The sequence below is a fragment of the Ruminococcus sp. genome, from assembly GCF_016287535.1.
In the GTDB taxonomy this organism is placed as follows: domain Bacteria; phylum Bacillota; class Clostridia; order Oscillospirales; family Ruminococcaceae; genus Ruminococcus.
This window is the reverse complement of record NZ_JAEFAJ010000001.1, coordinates 139455-160800: the sequence shown is the minus strand read 5'-3', so window position 1 is coordinate 160800 and position 21346 is coordinate 139455. Positions and strand designations below refer to the sequence as shown.

Here is a 21346-nt window from a genome sequence, read left to right as displayed (position 1 = left end):
GTGAGCTGATTGGCAAGACTAAATGTTAATCCCACCAGAATGGAGCTAAGCAAGCTGAAAAAGAAGCTTTCATCAGCACGCAGAGGTCATAAGCTGTTAAAGGACAAGCGAGATGAGCTCATGCGTCAGTTCATGAATCTGATTAAAGAAAACCGCCAGCTGCGTGCCGAAGTTGAAGCTGCGATAAAGGAAGCCAATAAATATATGGCTGTTGCAGGTTCGGTCATGCAGCGTGAGGTGCTTGAAACAGCTTTAATGCTTCCTAAACAGGAAGTAGAGCTTGAGGTCAGCGAAAAGAATGTAATGAGCGTATATATACCTGAGTTTAAAACAAAATTCCGCTCAGGTGATACAAACGATATATATTCTTATGGTATGGCTTTTACATCAATTGATCTTGACGGAGCTGTAAGTTCACTGAATTCAGTTTTTCCGAAGATGATCCGTCTTGCGGAGATAGAAAAGGCCTGTCAGTTAATGGCTGATGAGATTGAAAAGACAAGACGCCGCGTAAACGCTCTTGAACATATCATGATACCAGATTATGAAGAAACAATCAAATTCATAACCATGAAGCTTTCTGAAAACGAAAGAAGCACGACTACATCCCTTATGAAAGTAAAGGATATGGTGTTAAAACAGAGTCATCATTATCAGCAATAATAAAACGGTCTCCGAAATCGGAGACCGTTTTACATTTGAGTATAAAAATCCGCCTTGCCGTCATATAGTGCATAAAACCCGCACTAAGCAGGTGGGTAAACGCCCTTATGCTTCTCGCTCCCTTCTTCCGCAGGGCGGGAGGTCTGCAGTCCACATACGGAGTCGAATTCCCTTGAATTATGTGTTGGATTATAAAAACTATAATTACCCGAACAAGGCAGAAATTTTTCTTTTCTATATATATTATAGCATAAAGAATTCCAAAAATCAATAGCAAATCTATGTAAAATGATTGAAATTTGGTAAAATTATTCTTCGTATATGTCATCAAGACGTTCAAGAAAGATCTTTGAGATTTTTTCAAACTCATCGTCATCATTGATCGAAGCAAGTATCTCCTCTCCGTCTTCTTCTATTGACTTGAGTATCACAAGATCACAGTCTGAATCAAGATAATCCTCGTCTTCAATGGCGGGCAGCATTGCATAATACTGTTCTCCATCAATTTCGGCAGTGTCAAAAAGCTCAAATTGTTTTTTGTTCCCGTCTTCATCGATCAGTTCAAACAAATCAGGAGTATATTCGTTCATCTCTGACATAGTCATTCTCCTATCCGGCATACGCCTTTTATATTTATATTATACACTAAATCAAAATAAAAATCAAGAGGAAGATTAAGTAATAACATTGTAGTGAATTTCTCCAATTGATAGGGCCATTCTTTGTTGTTTGTGCTGATTTGCACTAAAAAGTCGCTGAGAATCCTAAATTTCTATTGACATTTTACACAGAGTATGGTAATATATAATCAAGGAAAAGGAAAGCTCAATTGAGTGATCCGAGCTGCATTTACTTGGACTGAGGGTGACCTCAATGTAAATGAATATACGCGGAAGGGAGTGTGAGTCCAATGGAAGGAAAGTTCGCACAGCAGCGTGAAGCCGGCGGGCTTGCTGAGTAATTGGATTTCATAAAACGGGAATATAGGCGTAAGCTTGTTCCATTGATACAGGCTCAAAAAGGCTTAACAATTCAATTATGACGCTGACGTTTTGCTAATCTAAACGGCTTCATGTAGTAATTTAGATACAGAGTTATCTGAAATTTCGACAATAAGTCTTTAGATATATTGCGAAAAATTTCTTAGTAGAGGTTGAGTCCAATGAGAAAATAGGTTATTGCTTTATGAACTTGCATTATGTTCGGCATAAGGCCGGATAAATACAATTTTATAGGTGATTCCGATGGAGAAAAAATAAGATTGCTTTATTACTGAAATAAAGGAATGATGTACAGTGAAAAAGAGGTACACATTAAAAATCTGATCCGAAAGGGTGAGTCCAAAGGGTAATTTAGCTAAGTGATGAAAGTCGCTTTAAAATTGAATAATAATAGCCCCGGCTTTATGCCGGGGTTTTGTTTCAGTTAAAGATATAATTTGCCGAAATCAGTATTTTTCCCTGCATTATCATATAATTATCACAAAAATGCGTATAATATAAGATAGTGAATTATATCAGAAAGGATGAATGGAATGACGGATAATAACAACAATGATGATATTTATCTCTCTGATGAAGTTTCCGACAGCAATGAAAGTACCCATTCTTATAATTCAGAAGATGATAATTATGATTCAGAGAGTATTTATGATAATGAGTCGCATTCCAGTCAGAGTTCCGTTGCATTTACGTCAGAAAATTCCGGCAAAACAAAAAAACTCAGCAAACTTGGATTTGCTTTTAGATTTGCAGTTGTTGTTCTTGCTTCCGGGATTCTTATTGCTGGCGGTGTACAGATCTCGAAGTTTTTAAAGGATTCCAAGAACGAACTTATAGAGTATACAAGTGATACATCAAGAAATATTTCAAGGAATACAGGCGAGCAAAAAACAAGTTCTGCCGAAAAGGATTTGCCGAGTCTTATTGAGCTTGCTTCGAGAGATGATGCGAAACCTATTCCTGATATTGTTGATTCTATTATGCCGTCAGTTGTTGGAGTTGCTTCAACATTTGAATATGAACCCAAATCAACTTTCAGCATATGGGGTTGGAGTTCAGAGCCTCAGATTCAGAAAGTAAGGAATACCGGCACAGGTTTTATAATTACCGATGATGGTTATATTGTAACTAATTCCCATGTTGTTTATGATGAAGAATATGATGGTGAGGCTGTTGAAGTCAATGTTCTTTTCAGCGATGAAACAGAACACGAAGCGGATATTATAGCATTCGACACTGAAACGGACATTGCCGTCTTAAAGGTGAACGAGACAAAGCTTAAACCTGCAGTTCTTGGCGACAGTGATGAACTTAGGGTAGGAGAGCTGGTTATAGCGGTGGGAAATCCTCTTGGTTTTGATCTTTTCGGAACGGTTACAAGTGGAATCGTTTCTGCACTTAACAGAAAGATCGATATCAACGAAAAGAAGATGAACCTTATACAGACAGATGCTGCAATAAACAATGGTAACTCAGGCGGTCCGCTGCTCAACAGCTGCGGTCAGGTCATTGGCATAAATTCTGCAAAAATGTCTTCGAGTTACAGTTATACTTCAGCAAGCATTGAAGGCTTGTGCTTTGCTATACCTATAAAAGAAGCTAAAGTTATAATCGATGATCTTATAAATTACAGGTACGTCACCGGAAGACCGCAGGATGGTATAATAAGTACAAGGGATATTACCGAAGCTCAGTCGCGTTACTGGAATATACCAGTTGGTGTATTCATTATGTCAATTCAGGAGGACGGAGCTGCTGACCGAGCCGGTATAAAAGTCGGAGATGTTATAATCGATATTGAAGGAAATGCGGTTTCTTCTGCTCAGGAGTACAACGAGATCAAGAATCAATTCAAAGCAGGGGATACTGTTTCCATAACAGTATCAAGAAACGGGCAGGATATTAAAATAAAAGTTACTCTGCAGGAACAGAAGTCAAATTCTGAAAGTCAGAAATATCCTTTTGAAAGATAATTATAAAAGAAAGCTCCCGGATTTTTCCGGGAGCTTTTATGCTATAATTAGTTTTTGCGCTCATTTTCCACAAGTGCTTTCAGACCGGTTGCAAGACCTGCAAGTCCCTGTATCTCACTTGGGATAATGATCTTTGTAGCCTGACCGTCAGCTGCCTTTGCGAATGATTCGAGAGACTTGAGTTGAATAACTCTTTCGTTAGGATTGGCATTATTGAGTTTAACAATACTCTCTGCAAGTGCTTCCTGAACCATTTCAATAGCCTTTGCTTCACCGGTAGCTTCAAGGATCTTCTGCTCTCTTACGGCATCAGCTTTGAGTACCATAGCCTGTTTCTGAGCTTCTGCTTCAAGTATCTGAGCCTCTTTCTTAGCCTGAGCACGAAGTATCTGTGATTCCTTCTCACCTTCTGCAACAAGGATCTGTGACTTCTTGTCACCCTCTGCCTGAAGTATCTTCTCACGGCGCTCACGCTCAGCTTTCATCTGCTTCTCCATGGCGTCCTGAATCTCACGGGGAGGAATGATGTTTTTGAGCTCAACACGCTCAACTTTGATTCCCCAGCGATCTGTAGCCTGATCAAGTATGGCAGTGATGTTGGTATTGATGGTATCGCGAGAGGTGAGTGTGGAGTCGAGCTCAAGCTCACCGATGATATTACGGAGAGTGGTAGCCGAGAGGTTCTCGATAGCTGCGAGAGGTCTTTCAACGCCGTAGATGTACTGCTTTGCGTCAGTTACCTTATAGAATACTACCGTATCTATCTGCATCGTAACATTATCCTTTGTGATAACGGGCTGGGGCTTGAAGTCAACGACCTTTTCCTTGAGTGAGACCTTTCCGGCAATCCTGTCGATGAAGGGTACAAGGATATGAAGTCCTGTTTCCCATTCAGCGTGAAAGGAGCCGAGACGCTCAATAACGAAAACGTGTGCCTGAGGAACGATCCTGAAGCATCTGATGATGATGAAAAGTAAAAAGATTACTACTAAGAAAATAATGAATACGCCAGGATTTTCCATAGCCATAAACAAGCTTGCTTTTTCAAACATTTTTAAGTACCTCCAAATAAAATAATTGATTACTTAGTATGTAGTTATTTCTTGGGTGCCACGATAAGTTTGGCGCCCATTACTTTTTTCACGATAACGACTGTTCCGTCAGGAATGATTTCGTTTTCGTTTTCCGGAACAGCACTCCAGTTAACCCCGCTTAAAGTGACTCGTCCGGTACCTTTGTCTGTGTTGATCTCTTCGATCACTGTTGCGTGCTTACCTACATCAAGATCGGAATTTGTTGCAACGATCGTTTGTTTCTTGCGTTTCCTTATAAGCGGTAAGCTCAGCAGCAGGAAGACAGCGGAAGAAATAATGAACGTACCTAGCTGCTGTATCCATGAAAGATCTAGAAAATAAGTCAGCAGCAGAGTAGTAATAGCTCCTGCAGCGAACCATATAGATACCAGCTGGATAGTTAATACTTCCGCAACAACAAAAGCTATAACAGCAATTGCCCATAAAAATATATCCATGGCGAGACCCCCTTTCTACTAAAATTTGTAGTAATCCCTACAAAATTTATTATACCATGAAAGTATGAATTTTTCAAGTATAATCGACATTTTTTTAGCAATATTTTTGTACAGATTGTTTTAAAGAATGTGATATAAACAGAGTGTAAACAGAACGTTTTTCATATACTGCTTTTTATCCTTTTTATAACATTCTTCTCAAGCCTTGACACCTGAGCCTGTGAGATGCCTATCTCAGAAGCAACCTCAGTCTGTGTTTTTCCATGAAGGAACCTAAGATACAGAATATCACGTTCCCGAGGTCCAAGCTCTTTTATTGCGTCACGTATGGCAAGCTCGTCCATCTGACTTTCAACTCCGTTGATATCGCTGATCTGATCCATGATATAGAGATTATCCTCAGTATCTGAATAAACGGGTTCATACAGCGAGACTGGATCGCTTATACTTTCGAGCGCAATGACAACATCAGAGCGTTTTTCATTTATTTCACAAGCTATCTCGTCCATAGTCGGTTCGCGGCAGAGTGTGAATGTGAGCCGTTCTTTTGCCTGTATAGCCTTATATGCAAGATCGCGAAGCGAACGGCTGACTTTTACATGACTGTTGTCCCGAAGGTAGCGTCTTAACTCACCGTTTATCATGGGAACGCAGTATGTTGAGAATCGTACTTCTTTTGAAAGGTCGAAATTGTTTATTGCTTTTATCAGACCGATAACGCCTATCTGGAATAGGTCGTCTATATCTTCGCCTCGCCCGGTAAATCGCTGTATAACGCTCAGAACGAGTCTGAGATTCCCGTTGACGAGTTTATCGCGGGCTGATTTGCTTCCCGTAGCGCGGATTTCTTTGAGCAAAGTGATCTTTTCATCTTCTTTAAGAACTTCAAGTTCGGAAGTATTGATTCCTGCGATAACGACTTTATTATATGCCATAGAATATCCTCCACAATGATCTGCAAGGATATTATTGCCCTGTAGTGACAGGGTAATCACAGGAAAAAGATAACAAAAAAGCAGACAAGTCTGCTTTTTTGAAGAAATTATTTTACATAGTCAATAAGCTTGCCGAGACACAGCTCAAAGCTGCTTCCGTACCATGTTTCTTCAATATTAGGTACAGTTGCTTCTATACAGTCAAGAGTGAATCTTACAGCGATATCGAGACAATGCTGTAAATCCATGCCGAGGGCACAGGCTCCCGTAAATACGCTGCTGAAAATATCTCCGGTACCGTGAAAGCGGTAATTAACATTTTTGTCAAAGGAGAAATAGAATCTGTCATTTTCAGAGTCATAAGCGGCAGCTCCTTGTTGCAGGTCATCATAATGTACGCCGGTTATGACAGGAACTTTGCAGCCAAGCTCAGCAAGACGCCGAAGAGCGTCCTTGATATATTTTTCGTCATAGCATTCGGTGTAAGGTATACCAAGCAGAAATGAAACTTCAGTCATGTTAGGCATAATATAATCAGCTTTAGCGCAAAGCTTCTTCATTTTTTCAACGAAAGACGTTGTGAAGCCCGCATAGAGTCTTCCGGCATCGCCAAGCACAGGATCTACGATTATGTGATTATCGACAGTGCCAAAATCGTCAAAAAAGTCAGAAACGATCTCTACCTGTTCCGGAGAACCGAGATAACCTGTATAAAGCGCGTCAAATTTCAGGTCCATGCTTTTCCAGTGGGCGGCGATAGCAGGAATATCGCAGGTTAGATCACGAAAAGTATAGTTTTTAAAGCCTTCTCCTGTGTGAGTTGAAAGCACAGCAGTCGGAATAACAGCAGTCTCGATTCCCATTGCTGAAATTATCGGCAAAGCCACAGTCAGCGAGCATTTGCCGAAGCATGAGATATCCTGTATAGATACGACCTTTTTCATTATCATCATTCTTTCTTATGTATTCATCAATTTCTGATTATACCCCAAATAAGCGGATTTGTCAATATGAGCAAAGGAAAAGCTCCGCAATGCGGAGCTTTTTGAGGTTTGTGAAGCTTTATGAAACAGGAACGAATACGAGCTCGTCGCTTTCGTTTATCTTTAGCCTGCCTTTTTCACCTCTGCTTTTTTCCCAGAAGCTGCTTATACTGCTTTCAGTGTCAAGTTTACGGACAAACAATTCATTGTCTTCCATGAAAAGAATGTAATCGTTCACCATTCTTTCCCAAAGAGTGTATTCCTTTTCATTTCGCAGGTCATATACGATTACATGTTCATCAACTATACCGCTGCCAAACGAAACTGTCATACAGAGTTCGGGTGAACCGTCACCGTTAAGGTCTGTGAAGAATGCATTCCATAAGGGCATTCCGCCGAACGCCGCCGCAGCTGTTCCGTTCTTATATACTGTTATGCCGCCTTCCAGGCCGTTCCATGTAAATTCTGTGTCCGGGAAAGCTGAAACTATTATGCTTTCATTTATATTGCGCGAGTCAAAGCTTTTAGACCAGTAATCATGCCAGCACCATGTACTCAGACCGCTGATATCAATATTTTCCGGTTCCTTTGTATTTGTGATGAAATTATAAATGTATGTTTCCAGCTGGCTGCATGAATCGCTTTCTGCTTTATAGCCTTTACCATTTATAATAAAATATGAACCGACCAATCCGAGATCAATGGTATTTCTATTGTGGAGAGTGATCTTTATCTTGTAGTTTATACAGCTTAACAGCTGATATGAACCGCTTTCTTCGATAAGAGATATATCATTGAGACGTGAAAGCAATATCTTTATCTGGTCATAAGTCAGTTTTTCGGTATTACTGTGTACGTTGTCGGAGATCTCGATACTTGCTATACTGTCAGGAATGAGCTCTTTGATCTGATTCATAGCACTTGAAACTCTGTTTGGCATATTGATAAATTCCTGAACGTCGTTGTAGCGGATATCTATTCCGTTCTGAGTGTCTATGCCGTTAATACCGTGATAAAGCTTGATATAATTAGGCTTCTCTGGCGGTACACCGCCTATCCTAAGAGTATAGCCGGTGCCCTCTTCGATCTTAAATTCCCAGATATAGATACCTGAGCCGATATCCTCATAGATATAGTCTTCAAAATCAGACCATGTGAGAGAGTCGCCCTTTTGTGAGAGTGAAGTAATGTCTTTGGTGTTAAGATAACGCTTTACAGTTGTTTTATCAGTGCTTTTCTGAGTTGTGACAGTTTTTGCAGTTGTTTTCTTGACGGTAGTCGTTTTTACTGCTTTCGTGACAGTTCTGTCTGATGAAGCAGATGTTCTGACTGTTTCAGTAAGTATCAGAGCTTCAACAGGCTCGTTAGCAGCAGATGTTGTTTCCGGGTCTGAGTCTTTTGCTGTCTCATTAGTTGTCAGCATTGTAACAGCGGCGTTTGATACTATCGCTGTGCCGGTTGATGTGGTTACAGTTGCCATATTGTCAGAAGAATCATTTACAGGAAGCGGCTCATGAGCTCTTTTGTGGAGCAATACGCCTATGCTTCCGAAAATTATCATAATACAGGCAGCTGCTGCAAGTACAGGATAAAGTTTTGGGCCTCTGCGTACAGTTTCAGCTTTCATGAGCTCGACCTGTTCATATTCACTTCCGATTCGTGAAACGCATTTATCGTATATCCGTTCGGAGGCCTTTTCATCAGCAGCCCTGTACTTATCAGCAATGCGTTCAACTGTTTCGTTATCAGCATTGTGAAGTATATCGGAGATATTTTTTTTCATACTTATCCTCCTTTAAATTGTTATGTCCATATCCGTAAGAGCGGTTTTCAGCTTTTTCAAAGCACGCTTCAGGCGACTCCTTACGGTTATAGGATTCATGCCGAGTACCTTTGCTGTTTCCGCAGAGTTTCGGTCATAGAAGTATTTCTGTATGATTATCGAAGCGTCTGGTTCACCGAGTTCCTCGATCTTTTGCAGCAGCAAAGCGGATATACCGGCATTTTCAGCTTGTATCTCGATATTTTCTCCTGACGGGATATCCGGAGAATTATCATCATCGAGAGGGACAGTGTTCTTTGCGGAAACAGAGCGCTTTAAATCAATAGCACGTCTTTTGGCAGATGTACCGATATAAGCTTTCAGCGAGCCCTCTCGGTCTGTATCATAGCTTAGCATCACATCGCTCAGAACATCGGCGGTGCAGTCCTCAATATCGTTTCGGCTTGCTGAACTTCGGAGTACATTGTATACTATCGTGTATGCGTAACTCCAGTACTCGTCAAACAGCGCTCTGAAGCCTTCATCCCTTGACCTTTGCATGATAAGCCTGATCTCGTTTTCAGTCATCGTCCCACCTCCCCATGAAAAGCTTTGCGTATACGTTATGCTTTCATTATACACATACGGAGCAAGAATGTAAAGTGTTGCATCTGAATTGTAAAAGAAAAAAGCTATTGTTATCTCTTTTGCGCCATTCACAATTAATTCAGTTTTGCTTTTGAATTAAATGTTGCTTTTTAACAAAATATGTGATATAATGCTTTATAAGGTCATTAGATATTTTAATGTCTTAATGATATATGATAAGGAGTGAGATTTTATGAAAGAGATCTGCAATGAGCACTTTTCGGGGGAAAGGGCGCTTTATCAGGCAAATGGTCTCAGGATTTGTGGTACTTCTTTCGGATACGGAGAATCACCACTCAAACGCAGCAGCTATATAAAGCTTTCCGACAGTACATTTTCTTCAAAATTTCCATTATGGCACAGTGAGATGATAAATCTCAAAAACTGTATGCTGACTGAAGACGGCCGTGCTGCAATGTGGTATTCCAAGGATGTAGGAGCTGATGATATCATAGTTGAAGCGCCTAAGTGTTTCCGACGCTGTAATCGTATCAGCCTGAGAAACGTGAGCTTTCCTAACGGTGATGAGGTTTTATGGAAATGCAATAATGTACGTATCGACAGAGTAAAAGTTAACGGCGACTATTTCGCAATGGACTGTGACGGTATGGAAATAACCGGTCTTAAAATCGTAGGCGGATACGCTTTTGACGGAGTACGTAATGTTACTGTGCGTGATTCTGTAATAAACTGCCGTGACGCTTTCTGGAACAGTGAAAATGTCGTTATTTATAACTCAACAATAAAAGGCAAGTGCTTTGGCTGGAATTCACGTAATATCTCTCTTATCAACTGCACTGTCGAGAGCCGTGAGGGAATGTGCTATATAGAGAATCTTATGATGAAGAACTGCAAGCTTCCGAATACCACCTTCGCTTTTGAGTATTCAACAGTAAATGCTGATATAATAGGTAGCATCGAAAGCATTAGAAACCCGTTATCAGGTATAATAAAGGCTGACTCTATCGGAGTTATTATACTTGAGCAGGATAAAGTAGATCCTATGCGCACAAAAATAATCTGTGAGGATCAGCTGGTAAGTCATCATATGTAAAAAGGAAAGGCGTTCATTATGAACGCCTTCTTGCATATATAAAGCAAGCCTGCACATAAAGTGCAGGCTTGATATTTAAGGAATAATATGATATAATTACTTGGAAATAAGAGCAAGTGTATCTCTTGCGATAAGGAGCTCCTCGTTTGTAGGAACGATCCATACCTCAATCTTTGAATCAGGAGTCGAGATCTTTGTGAGCTTGCCTCTGATAGTGCGATTGAGAGCTTCGTCGATCTTGATTCCGAAGTAATCCATATTGCGGCAAACCTGCTCTCTTACTTCCCATGAGTTCTCGCCGATACCGCCGGTGAAAAGGAGAGCGTCGATACCGTTCATTGCAGCGGTATAAGCGCCGATATACTTCTGGATCTCATATGCGAGCATATCTGAAACGAGCTGAGCTTTCTCGTTTCCGTTGTTAGCAGCTTCCTGAATATCACGGTTGTCAGAACCAACGCCGGATACTCCGAGGAAACCTGACTTCTTGTTCATGTATTCGCTCATCTGTGAAGGTGTGAAACCGTGCTTGTCAGCTACAAATGTAACAGCAGAAGGGTCTACAGAACCTGTTCTTGTGCCCATTACAACACCGTCAAGAGGAGTGAAGCCCATAGAAGTATCTACAGACTTGCCGCCGTCAACAGCAGTAATTGAAGAACCGTTGCCAAGGTGACATGAAACGATCTTGAGATCCTTGACATCTTTGCCCATAGCATCTGCAAGAGCCTTGGAAACAAATCGGTGTGATGTGCCGTGGAAGCCGTATTTTCTTACGTGGAGCTTTTCGTAGTCCTCGTAAGGAAGTCCGAACATGAAAGCCTTTGCAGGCATGGTCTGATGGAAAGCTGTATCAAATACAACTACCTGAGGAACATTTGCTGGGATAACGCTCTTGCAGGCTCTGAGAGCGAGAGCGTGAGCGTGATTGTGAACAGGAGCAAGCTCGCGGAGCTCATCTATTTTATCAATAACTTCATCTGTTACGAGTACAGATTTATCGAAAACGTCAGCGCCCTGTACTATTCTGTGTCCGACAGCGGAAATAGCGTCCATGCTGTCGATAACCTTTGCATCGCCTTTTGTAAGGCAGTCAACAAGCTTCATGAAAGCCTCTGTATGTGTCGGGAAAGAGCAGTCCTCATCAAGAACTCTGCCGTCAGCAGTCTTGTGGTTGATATGTCCGTCGATACCGATACGGTCGCAGTTACCCTTTGCGATAACGCTTTCATCGCTCATATCGATGAGCTGATACTTCAGGGAAGAGCTTCCTGCATTAACAACTAAGATGATCATATATTAAAATTCCTTTCAAAAAATATTTTGCATATATTATTATATACTATTTTCGGAAAAATGCAAGTGTTTTTTTTGAACAGTGTCAGCTGCGGTCGGGAAATGCATTTAAAAACAGTTTTTTTGTACCGGACAAGCAGAAAAAACGCGCTTTTTGTTTTGCAAAACGACCAAAACATAGTAAAAAACTATAAATAATATGTAGAGTAAATAAAAAATTAGAAGAAATCATTGAAATTTGACAGGAGAGGTAGTAAAATGAAAGTCAGTGGTATTGTATGCGAATATAATCCTTTTCATAACGGACATCTTTATCATATACGCAAAACCAGGGAAAACGGTTGTACGCATATCGTAGCTGTAATGAGCGGCAATTTTGTTCAGCGAGGCGGCGTTGCGGTCATTGACAAGCTTGAAAGAGCTCGTCTTGCTGTACATTCAGGGGCTGATCTCGTTATCGAGCTGCCTGTACAGTATTGTCTCACTTCTGCCGAAAATTTTGCAGCCGGAGCGGTTTATCTTCTGGATTCCCTCGGAGTTGTTGACGAGATATCCTTCGGTAGCGAATGCGGCGATACGCAGCAGCTAGTTAAGGCGATGGATATCGTTGACAAGGCTTCAATAACGCATCTGGAAGAGATAAAGAGCATTATGGAGAAAGGATATACTTATCCGAGAGCGCTTAATTCCGTTGTTAACGGCTACGATCCGGAGTCGGCTTCCATAATCGCCGAACCGAACAACACCCTTGCTGTTGAGTATCTGAGAGCATTGAAAAGATTCGGTTCTGATATTAAACCGTTTACGGTTAAGCGCAAAAGCGTCCGTCATGACGGTGATGAAACTGCCGATGGATTTGCAAGCGCGTCAAATCTTCGTGAAATGATCGGACAAGGCGTTTCTGTCGGTGAATTTACCACCGCGGAGTGGGCTGAGGCAATTAAAAATGCCTCTTCCAAGGGTGAAACAGCATCTTTAAGCCGCCTTGAGAGAGTAATATTATATAAGCTTAGGAGCAGCACTGTTGAAGATATCGAACAGATATGCGATGTGGGACAGGGCCTTGAACACAGGATATACGGCGCGAGAATGGCAGGCTCCATAGACGAACTGCTGTTTACCGTAAAGACCAAGAGGTATACTATGGCAAGGATAAGACGTATTATGCTTGCTCTTCTTATAGGGATCACAAAGGAAGATATGGAACAGCTTCCGCCGTACGGAAGGATCCTCGCATTCAACGAGCGTGGCAGAGAGATACTTGCACGTGCTAAGGATAAGGCGAAGATACCTTTTGCTTCGTCTATTGCAAAGCTTTCACAGCTTAGCGATACGGCAGAGCGATTTGCAGAGCTTGAAATCAGAGCTTCGGACATATATGGACTTGCTCTTGATACGATCACCTCGGCAGAAAAAGATTATCGCGCAAAAATAATGATAGATCTGGAATAATGCAGCGGAATAACCTGCGATCAGTGGAGGTTTACCGCTTTTTTTACAGGAGAATAAATTGATAAAGGGTATAATATTTGATCTTGATGGTACACTGCTTGATTCGATGACAGTATGGAGCAGCATAGACCGGGAATTCCTTATTGAAAACGGTATAGCCGATCCTCCGCCGGAGGTATCGGATATAGTAAAAAAAATGACAGTTGACGAGTCATCGCAGTATTTTATTGACCGTTTCGGACTGAACTGCACCAAAGAGTATGTTATACGGCGTATCGAGGATATGGTGCGGCAACGTTATGAGGAACAGATACCTCTGAAGCCTTATGTTACGGAACTTCTTGATTATCTTGACAACCGCGGGATCCCTTACGGTATTGCAACAGCGACATACAAAAGTCTTGCTGTGTCAGCGCTGAAACGATGTAAAATATATGACCGGTTCAGCTTTTTGCTTACCGATATTGAGTATCCTGCCGGCAAGAACTTTCCTGATATTTTTATCGGAGGAGCTGAAAGATTTGGTGCAGCTCCGGAAGATGTTCTTGTTGCCGAGGATTCGCTTCACTGCATAGAGACTGCAAAATCGGCTGGTTTTAAAGTGTGCGGTGTTTACGATCCTGTTGCTGAGAATGATACCTGCCGTATAATAGAGCTTTCCGATTATTATGTGAATTCCCTTGATGAAATAATGAACATAGTATAGGGCGAACTAAGTTCGCCTGTGCTGTTTTCAGAAGGAGTATTTAAAATGAAAAAGGTTATGGTTGGAATGAGCGGCGGAGTTGACAGTTCTGTAGCAGCCATGCTGCTTCGTGACAGCGGATATGAGGTCATGGGAGTAACACTAAAGCTTTTTTCGGATGAGGATATATCCGAAGCAAAAAAAGAAGGTAAGACCTGCTGCGCACTTTCTGACGTTGAGGATGCAAGGAGCGTTGCGTACCGGCTCGGTTTTGAGCACATTGTTTTCAATTTCAGGGATATTTTCCGAGAACACGTTATGAAACAGTTTGCAGAGAGCTATCTGAAGGGCAGAACGCCAAACCCCTGCATTGAATGCAACCGCCATGTTAAATTTGATAAAATGCTTCGCAGAGCGCAGGAGCTTGGATACGATTATATTGCGACAGGACATTACGCTGTGAACGAATATGATGAGAAGAGAGGACGTTATCTTCTGAAACGTCCAAAAGACCGAAGCAAGGATCAGACATATGTCCTTTATTCACTTACGCAGGAACAGCTCTCACATACACTCTTTCCATTGGGAGAACTTGAAAAAACTCATGTCAGAGAGCTTGCTGAGTCGGCAGGACTTGTTAATTCAAACAAGCCTGACAGTCAGGACATATGCTTTGTTCCGGACGGCGATTATGCAGCTTTTATACGCAGATTTACAGGCTGTGGTACGCCATGCGGCAATTTTGTGGATATGAACGGAAAAGTTCTGGGTGAACACAAGGGTATCATCAATTATACAGTTGGTCAGCGAAAGGGGCTCGGCATAGCCCTCGGTCATCCTGCATACGTGGTCAGAAAAGACATTGAAGCAAACACAGTAACTATCGGCGATGAATCCGACCTTTACACCAAAAGTCTGATAGCTGATGATTTCAACCTTATTTCAATAGATATGCTGACAGAACCTATGCGTGTTACCGCAAAAACTCGTTACAGCCAGCATGAACAGCCTGCGACAGTAACATATATCGGCGGCGGAGAATATATGGTGGAGTTTGATGAACCGCAGAGGGCTGTCACAAGCGGTCAGGCAGTCGTGCTCTACGACGGGGATACAGTAGTAGGCGGAGGAACGATAAAATGATAAAAACGGCACTGCATTACAAGTATTTAATATGGAAAAACGATTATGCTAAGTGCAGAACAGCTATTGAAATGATACGGAGCGAATGAATGGAATACAAATACGAAAAGCTTACGGATAAGATATATGTCTGTGCCAGCAGCGACCACCGCTTCGGCACTGACGCTTTTCTGCTGGCGGATTTTTCACAGTACCGTGCAAAGGACAAAGTATGCGATCTTGGTACCGGCTGCGGGATAATCCCTCTTATTATGCAGAAAAAAATGCCGCCGCAGATAACATATGCGGTCGACATTCAGGAAGGAGCTATAGAGCAGCTTTGTCTCGGACTTGAAAAGAGCGAGACCAGAGGAATAGTTCCAGTATGTGCTGACCTGAAAGAGCTTTGGGCTGATGCTCCTCTCGGACAACTTGATCTTGTTACCTGCAATCCGCCGTATAAAGTAAATAATGCAGGTTTTCAGAGTGCTGTAACCGCACAGAAGATAGCGCGGCACGAGATACTCTGTACCATAGATGATGTATGTGCAGCAGCTCAGAAACTTCTTAAATTCGGCGGCAGACTGTGCGTGTGCAACCGTCCGGAGCGTCTGAGCGATGTTGTTTATGCAATGAAATGTCATGATATTGAGCCTAAAAGGTTACGATTCGTATCAAAAAATGCCGGTGAGGCTCCATGGCTTTTCCTTATTGAAGGTAAAAAAGGCTCAAAGCCGTTCATGAAGGTTGAACCTCAGCTGTACATCAGGAGCGAAAACGGTTTTTCCGAGGAGCTTCAGAAGATATATGACACAGGAAAGGAGCAGCAATGACGGGAACATTTTACGTTATAGGAACGCCTATAGGCAATCTTGAGGATATTACCCTAAGGCAGCTTGATATACTTGCAGCAGTGGATTTTATATGTGCTGAGGATACTCGCGTTACTTTGAAGCTCCTCAATCGCTTTGATATTAAGAAACAGCTCGTAAGTTTCCATGAACATAGTTCAAAAGCCGATGCGCAGCGGATAATTGACAGGATACTTGCAGGGGAGAGCTGTGGAATAGTAACAGATGCAGGTATGCCATGTATTTCCGATCCCGGTGAAGTTCTGGTAAAGATGTGTGCTGAGAATAATATTGATATAAAGGTAGTACCTGGTCCAAGCGCAGTTGTTTCTGCTGTAGCTGTATCCGGACTGAGCACACGGCGGTTTACTTTTGAGGGGTTTCTTCCTGTTCAGAAAAAAGAAAGATCCGAGCGTCTCGAAAAGCTCAGAAGCGAAGAGGCTGTGATGGTTTTCTACGAAGCTCCTCATAAACTGAAGACTACGCTTGCTGATCTGAACGGTTTCTTTGGCGGAGAACGTCGTATATCACTGTGCAGGGAGCTTACAAAAATACATGAAGAAGTGCTCAGACTGACACTTGCAGAAGCGGTTGAATACTACAGTATAAACGAACCCAGAGGAGAATATGTTCTTGTTCTTGAGGGAGCGCGGGACAGCAGTGAAAATAATATAACAATTGAACAGGCAATGAATCAGGTAAATAAGCTGATAGAAATGGGAGAGCGTCCTACTGACGCCTGTAAGGCAGTAGCAAAGGAAACAGGCTTCAAAAAGAGCGATCTTTATTCAAAATTGCAGTGATAGACCATTTTTTAGTATACTTCTTTAATAAAAATATTATAAAAATGTAAAAATTGATGAAATCGCTTGAAATTATAAAGAATTTGTGATATAATTATTACCGTTATTATTATTATTTTTGGTAATGTATGTCAATATGTTCTAAAAAAGCGACTGAAAAATATTATTATATTAATATCATGCCGCGTATATTGCGGTGAAAGAAGGTACTGTATGATTTGCGATCTGCACTGTCACACCACGCTTTCCGACGGCTCGCTTGGCATTGAGGATGTTATTGCTCAGGCAAAGCGAATGAATATCGATTGGCTCTCTATAACCGATCATGATACAATGGCTTCTTTTTCAAGAGCCGATGTTCTTGGCGAGCGCGCAGGGATTAAAATCCTTCATGGCGTAGAGCTTTCAGCGTGGGACAAGGAAAGAAACAGCAAAGTGCATATACTTTGCTATGCGCCGTCCAAGCCTAACAGACTTGAAGGTCTGTGCCTGAAATCTTGTGAGATAAGAAAGGAATGCTCAAAGGAAATGATCGATAAGGTCATGGCTAAATTCCCTATAACACAGGAAAGCATACTGAAGCGGACCACTGCTTCAAAAAGCATTTTCAAGCAGCATATTATGCGTGCTCTTATTGATTACGGCTATGCGCTTGAATTTTACGGTGATCTTGACCGTGAGCTTTTCAATCCGCAGAACGGTTCGTGTTATGTGGAAAGAGAATATCCGGATGTAAACTTTGTTGTCGATTTGATACATACAGCAAGAGGTGTCGCTGTTATGGCTCATCCTGCACAGTATGACAATATCGAGCTGCTTGAGGAGCTTGCAAAGAAAGGCAAGATCGACGGAGTAGAGGTAGGTCATTTTTCTGCTGATAAAAAATGCCGCAAGGAACTTTCGGCAATCGCTGCAAAATATGATCTGATCGAAACAGGCGGTTCTGATTTTCACGGACTGTATAATAAAGTTCCTACACATCTCGGAAGCGAGACAACGACAAAGGAAAATCTTGACAGGATATTAAAGCTTTCTGCCGCAAGGAGCAAAGAAGCTTAAAATGTCAGCAAGAATTATCCCGATTTCTGTCTGCCTGTTTTTCTTTATACTCTTCGCTGTTCCTCTTACCAGAGGCATAATTAACGTTGGAAACGGTGCAGGTATGTTCCTTTCTGCATCTCTTATGCTGATTCTTGTTTTCTGGCACAGATTCCGGTTGTTTCTCGGCCATTGCTGGGAAAAGCCTGTCGGAAAAACGGTGATATCAGTTTCTGTTATTATTATGACAGCTTCTGTTATACTTGCAGCGGTAATAAGCGCTTTCATGATTAAAGCCGCAAATGACAAACCTCGAAATGAAGATACCACTTTGGTCATACTCGGCTGTCAGGTCAGAAACGGTGCTCCGAGCCTGATGCTGCATGGCAGACTTGAAGCTGCTTATGCATATTTAAAGGAACATGAAGGCGTAAAAGTTATTGTTTCCGGCGGTAAAGGTGAGGATGAAATTATCAGCGAAGCTCAGTGCATGAAGGAATGGCTCGTTGGCAGCGGAATATCACCAGACCGCATTTATATGGAGGACAGATCTGTTAATACGGAAGAAAATCTCCTCTTTTCAAAGGAAATAATAGACAAGAATCATCTTCCATCTGCCATAACTATCGTAACAGACGGCTTTCATCAGCTCAGAGCTGATATCTTGGCTGAAAAGCAGGGGATAGAATCATATAATATATCATCTCATACTAAATTCTATCTTTTGCCCACATATTGGGTAAGAGAATGGTTCGGCGTCATATATTGCAAAATATTCTGATCTGGAGGTATTTCCGTGAAATGGATCATAAGGCATATCCCTGACGGAATGTATGTGGTTTCCGGACGGTTGTTAATATACAACAGCAAATTTGCATGCCGTTTCAGCACAAAGAAGCAGGCAGATGCATATATGACATCTTCAGGATTTGACAGAACAGCGTATATCGCTGAAGAACTTCAAGTTGAGACTGTTAATGTACAGCAAAGAAATACCAAAAATGTAAAGGAATGATTATTTTGAAAATCGGATTTTCAACCCTTGCTTGTCCCGAATGGTCGTGGACAGACATTTATTCAATGGCAAAGGATTTCAAGTTTGACGGAATCGAGATCAGAGGACTCGGTAACGAGATCTTTTCTGTCAAGGCACAGCCTTTTACCGAGGCACAGCTACCTGCCACTATTTCTAAGCTACAGTCTCTTGGACTTGAAATACCATGCCTTTCATCGGGAGCTTGTCTCAGATTCAGAGATAAGTATCAGGAAGCAGAAAACGAGATCAAAGCATATGCTCAGCTTGCAAGCAAGCTTGGCGCTTCATATATAAGAATACTTGCTGATCTTACTCCTGAACCTGTTGACGAAGTTGATGACGAATGTATTATTGAAGCCTTAAAAAAGCTTGTTCCCGTTGCGGAAGAATACAATGTAACACTTCTTGTTGAGACAAATGGCGTTTATTCCGATACTGCCCGTCTTGCCAAGGTACTTGACAGTGTAAAGAGCCGAAAGGTAGCCGCACTTTGGGATATGCACCATCCATACCGTTATCACGGCGAATCGCCTGAAACGACAGTTGCTAATCTGGGAGAGTACATAAAGTACATTCAGGTTAAGGACAGTGTAATGCACGAGGACGGCACAGTTGAGTATCGAATCATGGGAAGCGGCGATATTCCTGTAAAGGAAATGATAGAAGCTCTTGATACTATTAATTATAATGGTTATATCTCTCTTGAATGGGTCAAACGATGGGCAAGAGATCTAAGTGACGCAGGTATTGTTATACCTCAGTTTGCTGAATATATGGCACCTTACAAAAAGTCACACAAGCATCCTCTTCAGACGAACATGAGAGGTGACGGTCAGTATCCCTGGCCCAAAGAGCGCATTCTTAATTATACTTTCCCTGATATACTTGACCGTATCTGTGAACAGTTCCCGAATCAGTATGCATTCAGGTACACTGAGCTTGATTATACAAGAACATATCCTGAGTTCCGTGACGATGTGGATACATTTGCACGTGCACTGCTCTCTATGGGCGTCAAGAAAGGCGACCATGTTGCAATATGGGCGACAAATGTGCCTCAGTGGTATATCACTTTCTGGGCAACGACCAAAATAGGTGCTGTACTTGTAACAATGAATACCGAATATCGTATCCACGAAGCAGAGTATCTTCTCAGACAGTCTGATACGATGACTCTTGTAATGATTGACGGTATTAAAAATATCAATTATGTTGATATAATAAAGGAGCTTTGTCCCGAACTCGGTACCTGCGAGCCGGGTAAGCTGGTGTCAGCCAAACTTCCTTATCTTAAAAATGTTATCACTGTGGATTCAAAGAACAACGGCTGCTACACATGGGAAGAAGCAGTTGAGCAGGCAAAGAATGTTCCTTACAGCGAAGTGGAGCGTGTAAGAAAGACGATTGATATCCATGATGTTGCAAATATGCAGTATACTTCAGGAACGACAGGCTTCCCGAAGGGCGTTATGCTCACACATTACAATGTAGTTAACAACGGCAAGGCTATAGGAGACTGTATGGATCTTTCAACTGCTGACAGAATGATGATACAGGTGCCGATGTTCCATTGCTTCGGCATGGTTCTTGCGATGACTGCTTCTATGACTCATGGTACAACGATGTCACCTATAACACGTTTTTCACCGAGAAAAGGTCTTGCTTGTATCAACAAGGAAAAGATAACCTGCTTTCACGGAGTACCTACAATGTTTATCGCCATGCTCGGACATGAAGATTTCGATAAGACAGATTTCTCGTATATGAGAACAGGAATCATGGCTGGTTCTCCTTGTCCAATAAAGACAATGGAAGAAGTTATAGAGAAAATGCATATGAGTGAGATATGCATAACTTACGGACAGACAGAAGCTTCTCCCGCAACGACTATGAGCAAGACTACTGATTCTATCGAACAGCGCGTTAATACTGTCGGCGGACCTATTTTCGGAGTTGAGTGCAAGATCGTTGATCCTGAAACAAACAAGGAAGTTCCTGATGATGTGGATGGCGAGTTCGTTGCAAGAGGCTATAATATAATGAAAGGCTATTATAAAATGCCGGAGGCAACTGCAGCAGCAATAGATTCTGAAGGCTGGCTCCACACAGGTGACCTTGCGAGACGTCGTTCGGAAGATGGTTATTTCAAGATCACCGGACGTATCAAGGACATGATAATTCGTGGAGGCGAAAATATCTATCCGAAGGAGATCGAGGACTTCCTCTACACATATCCGAAGGTCAAGGATGTTCAGGTAATAGGTGTTCCCGATGAAGACTACGGTGAAGAGATCATGGCGTGTATTGTGCTTCAGGACGGAGAGAATGCTACAGAGCAGGAGATAAAGGATTTCTGCCTTGCACGTATGGCAAAGCATAAGTGTCCGAGATATGTTGATTTTGTTGACGGCTTCCCGATGAATGCTGCCGGAAAGATACTAAAGTATAAAATGAGGGAACAGGCTGTTGAAAAGCTGAAGCTCCATAAGGCAGACAGCATTGTTACAGCATAA

General features: G+C 41.9%; 20 protein-coding genes and 1 other RNA gene. 12 read left to right on the top strand and 9 right to left on the bottom strand.

Annotated elements, in window-relative coordinates; genetic code table 11:
- Positions 1 to 9: 9 nt before the first annotated feature.
- Entirely contained in the window at positions 10 to 663 is a 654-nt protein-coding gene (locus tag QZZ36_RS00770; protein ID WP_295075223.1) for a V-type ATP synthase subunit D, read from the top strand.
- Positions 664 to 705: 42 nt separating this feature from the next.
- Here the strand turns inward: QZZ36_RS00770 and ssrS are convergent.
- Both ssrS and QZZ36_RS00760 read right to left on the bottom strand, forming a co-directional pair.
- Positions 706 to 890: non-coding RNA, 6S RNA (gene ssrS, locus QZZ36_RS00765), on the bottom strand.
- Positions 891 to 971: 81 nt separating this feature from the next.
- Positions 972 to 1262, bottom strand: coding sequence for a DUF1292 domain-containing protein (locus QZZ36_RS00760; RefSeq protein ID WP_295075220.1), 291 nt, complete (start codon positions 1260 to 1262; stop codon positions 972 to 974).
- A gap of 935 nt (positions 1263 to 2197) precedes the next feature.
- Between QZZ36_RS00760 and QZZ36_RS00755 the strand changes: the two genes are divergently transcribed.
- Complete coding sequence (locus QZZ36_RS00755; RefSeq protein WP_295075217.1) at positions 2198 to 3637, top strand: trypsin-like peptidase domain-containing protein; 1440 nt, start codon at positions 2198 to 2200, stop codon at positions 3635 to 3637.
- A 47-nt stretch (positions 3638 to 3684) separates the two neighbouring features.
- On the opposite strand, the gene QZZ36_RS00750 is transcribed toward QZZ36_RS00755, so the two are convergent.
- The 6 genes from QZZ36_RS00750 to QZZ36_RS00725 form a co-directional block, all read right to left on the bottom strand.
- On the bottom strand, positions 3685 to 4689 hold the full coding sequence (locus QZZ36_RS00750) for an SPFH domain-containing protein (protein WP_295075214.1): 1005 nt from the start codon (positions 4687 to 4689) through the stop codon (positions 3685 to 3687).
- Between the two features lie 44 nt (positions 4690 to 4733).
- Positions 4734 to 5168 (bottom strand): NfeD family protein, encoded by a 435-nt coding sequence (locus QZZ36_RS00745; RefSeq protein WP_295075211.1) that lies wholly within the window; start codon positions 5166 to 5168, stop codon positions 4734 to 4736.
- 161 nt (positions 5169 to 5329) lie between these two features.
- Positions 5330 to 6103, bottom strand: a complete 774-nt coding sequence (locus QZZ36_RS00740) for a SigB/SigF/SigG family RNA polymerase sigma factor (RefSeq protein ID WP_295075207.1) — start codon at positions 6101 to 6103, stop codon at positions 5330 to 5332.
- A 107-nt stretch (positions 6104 to 6210) separates the two neighbouring features.
- Entirely contained in the window at positions 6211 to 7047 is an 837-nt protein-coding gene (locus tag QZZ36_RS00735; protein ID WP_295075204.1) for a pyridoxamine kinase, read from the bottom strand.
- A 118-nt stretch (positions 7048 to 7165) separates the two neighbouring features.
- A complete protein-coding gene (locus tag QZZ36_RS00730) occupies positions 7166 to 8869 on the bottom strand; it encodes a hypothetical protein (protein ID WP_295075201.1) in 1704 nt (567 codons plus the stop codon).
- Positions 8870 to 8881: 12 nt separating this feature from the next.
- Positions 8882 to 9436, bottom strand: coding sequence for a sigma-70 family RNA polymerase sigma factor (locus QZZ36_RS00725; RefSeq protein ID WP_295075198.1), 555 nt, complete (start codon positions 9434 to 9436; stop codon positions 8882 to 8884).
- A 253-nt stretch (positions 9437 to 9689) separates the two neighbouring features.
- Here QZZ36_RS00725 and QZZ36_RS00720 point away from each other — a divergent pair, with 253 nt between their 5' ends.
- Entirely contained in the window at positions 9690 to 10550 is an 861-nt protein-coding gene (locus QZZ36_RS00720) for a DUF3737 family protein (RefSeq protein WP_295075195.1), read from the top strand.
- 96 nt (positions 10551 to 10646) lie between these two features.
- Here QZZ36_RS00720 and QZZ36_RS00715 read toward each other — a convergent pair whose 3' ends face one another.
- Positions 10647 to 11846: an acetate kinase gene (locus QZZ36_RS00715; RefSeq protein WP_295075192.1), complete on the bottom strand. Its 1200-nt coding sequence runs from the start codon at positions 11844 to 11846 to the stop codon at positions 10647 to 10649.
- Positions 11847 to 12104: 258 nt separating this feature from the next.
- Here QZZ36_RS00715 and QZZ36_RS00710 point away from each other — a divergent pair, with 258 nt between their 5' ends.
- From QZZ36_RS00710 to QZZ36_RS00670, 9 genes are all read left to right on the top strand, one after another.
- Positions 12105 to 13298: a nucleotidyltransferase family protein gene (locus tag QZZ36_RS00710; RefSeq protein WP_295075188.1), complete on the top strand. Its 1194-nt coding sequence runs from the start codon at positions 12105 to 12107 to the stop codon at positions 13296 to 13298.
- Positions 13299 to 13356: 58 nt separating this feature from the next.
- Positions 13357 to 14004 (top strand): HAD family phosphatase, encoded by a 648-nt coding sequence (locus QZZ36_RS00705; protein WP_295075185.1) that lies wholly within the window; start codon positions 13357 to 13359, stop codon positions 14002 to 14004.
- Between the two features lie 45 nt (positions 14005 to 14049).
- Positions 14050 to 15126, top strand: coding sequence for a tRNA 2-thiouridine(34) synthase MnmA (gene mnmA, locus QZZ36_RS00700; protein WP_295075182.1), 1077 nt, complete (start codon positions 14050 to 14052; stop codon positions 15124 to 15126).
- A gap of 89 nt (positions 15127 to 15215) precedes the next feature.
- Complete coding sequence (locus QZZ36_RS00695) at positions 15216 to 15938, top strand: methyltransferase (RefSeq protein WP_295075179.1); 723 nt, start codon at positions 15216 to 15218, stop codon at positions 15936 to 15938.
- Positions 15935 to 16759 (top strand): 16S rRNA (cytidine(1402)-2'-O)-methyltransferase, encoded by an 825-nt coding sequence (gene rsmI / locus QZZ36_RS00690; RefSeq protein WP_295075176.1) that lies wholly within the window; start codon positions 15935 to 15937, stop codon positions 16757 to 16759. Before QZZ36_RS00695 ends, rsmI begins: the two co-directional genes overlap by 4 nt.
- Positions 16760 to 16972: 213 nt before the next feature.
- Entirely contained in the window at positions 16973 to 17818 is an 846-nt protein-coding gene (locus QZZ36_RS00685) for a PHP domain-containing protein (RefSeq protein ID WP_295075173.1), read from the top strand.
- Between the two features lies 1 nt (position 17819).
- Entirely contained in the window at positions 17820 to 18578 is a 759-nt protein-coding gene (locus tag QZZ36_RS00680; RefSeq protein ID WP_295075170.1) for a YdcF family protein, read from the top strand.
- Positions 18579 to 18593: 15 nt separating this feature from the next.
- Positions 18594 to 18812, top strand: coding sequence for a hypothetical protein (locus tag QZZ36_RS00675; RefSeq protein ID WP_295075167.1), 219 nt, complete (start codon positions 18594 to 18596; stop codon positions 18810 to 18812).
- A gap of 5 nt (positions 18813 to 18817) precedes the next feature.
- Positions 18818 to 21346 (top strand): AMP-binding protein, encoded by a 2529-nt coding sequence (locus QZZ36_RS00670; protein ID WP_295075164.1) that lies wholly within the window; start codon positions 18818 to 18820, stop codon positions 21344 to 21346.

Coding starts and splice junctions, on each gene's coding strand:
- QZZ36_RS00755 (WP_295075217.1), top strand. CDS start 2,198: ATGACGGATAATAACAACAATGATGATATTTATCTCTCTGATGAAGTT.
- QZZ36_RS00760 (WP_295075220.1), bottom strand. CDS start 1,262: ATGTCAGAGATGAACGAATATACTCCTGATTTGTTTGAACTGATCGAT.
- QZZ36_RS00745 (WP_295075211.1), bottom strand. CDS start 5,168: ATGGATATATTTTTATGGGCAATTGCTGTTATAGCTTTTGTTGTTGCG.
- QZZ36_RS00680 (WP_295075170.1), top strand. CDS start 17,820: ATGTCAGCAAGAATTATCCCGATTTCTGTCTGCCTGTTTTTCTTTATA.
- QZZ36_RS00725 (WP_295075198.1), bottom strand. CDS start 9,436: ATGACTGAAAACGAGATCAGGCTTATCATGCAAAGGTCAAGGGATGAA.
- QZZ36_RS00715 (WP_295075192.1), bottom strand. CDS start 11,846: ATGATCATCTTAGTTGTTAATGCAGGAAGCTCTTCCCTGAAGTATCAG.
- QZZ36_RS00740 (WP_295075207.1), bottom strand. CDS start 6,103: ATGGCATATAATAAAGTCGTTATCGCAGGAATCAATACTTCCGAACTT.
- QZZ36_RS00720 (WP_295075195.1), top strand. CDS start 9,690: ATGAAAGAGATCTGCAATGAGCACTTTTCGGGGGAAAGGGCGCTTTAT.
- mnmA (WP_295075182.1), top strand. CDS start 14,050: ATGAAAAAGGTTATGGTTGGAATGAGCGGCGGAGTTGACAGTTCTGTA.
- QZZ36_RS00730 (WP_295075201.1), bottom strand. CDS start 8,869: ATGAAAAAAAATATCTCCGATATACTTCACAATGCTGATAACGAAACA.
- QZZ36_RS00735 (WP_295075204.1), bottom strand. CDS start 7,047: ATGAAAAAGGTCGTATCTATACAGGATATCTCATGCTTCGGCAAATGC.
- rsmI (WP_295075176.1), top strand. CDS start 15,935: ATGACGGGAACATTTTACGTTATAGGAACGCCTATAGGCAATCTTGAG.
- QZZ36_RS00710 (WP_295075188.1), top strand. CDS start 12,105: ATGAAAGTCAGTGGTATTGTATGCGAATATAATCCTTTTCATAACGGA.
- QZZ36_RS00695 (WP_295075179.1), top strand. CDS start 15,216: ATGGAATACAAATACGAAAAGCTTACGGATAAGATATATGTCTGTGCC.
- QZZ36_RS00750 (WP_295075214.1), bottom strand. CDS start 4,689: ATGTTTGAAAAAGCAAGCTTGTTTATGGCTATGGAAAATCCTGGCGTA.
- QZZ36_RS00685 (WP_295075173.1), top strand. CDS start 16,973: ATGATTTGCGATCTGCACTGTCACACCACGCTTTCCGACGGCTCGCTT.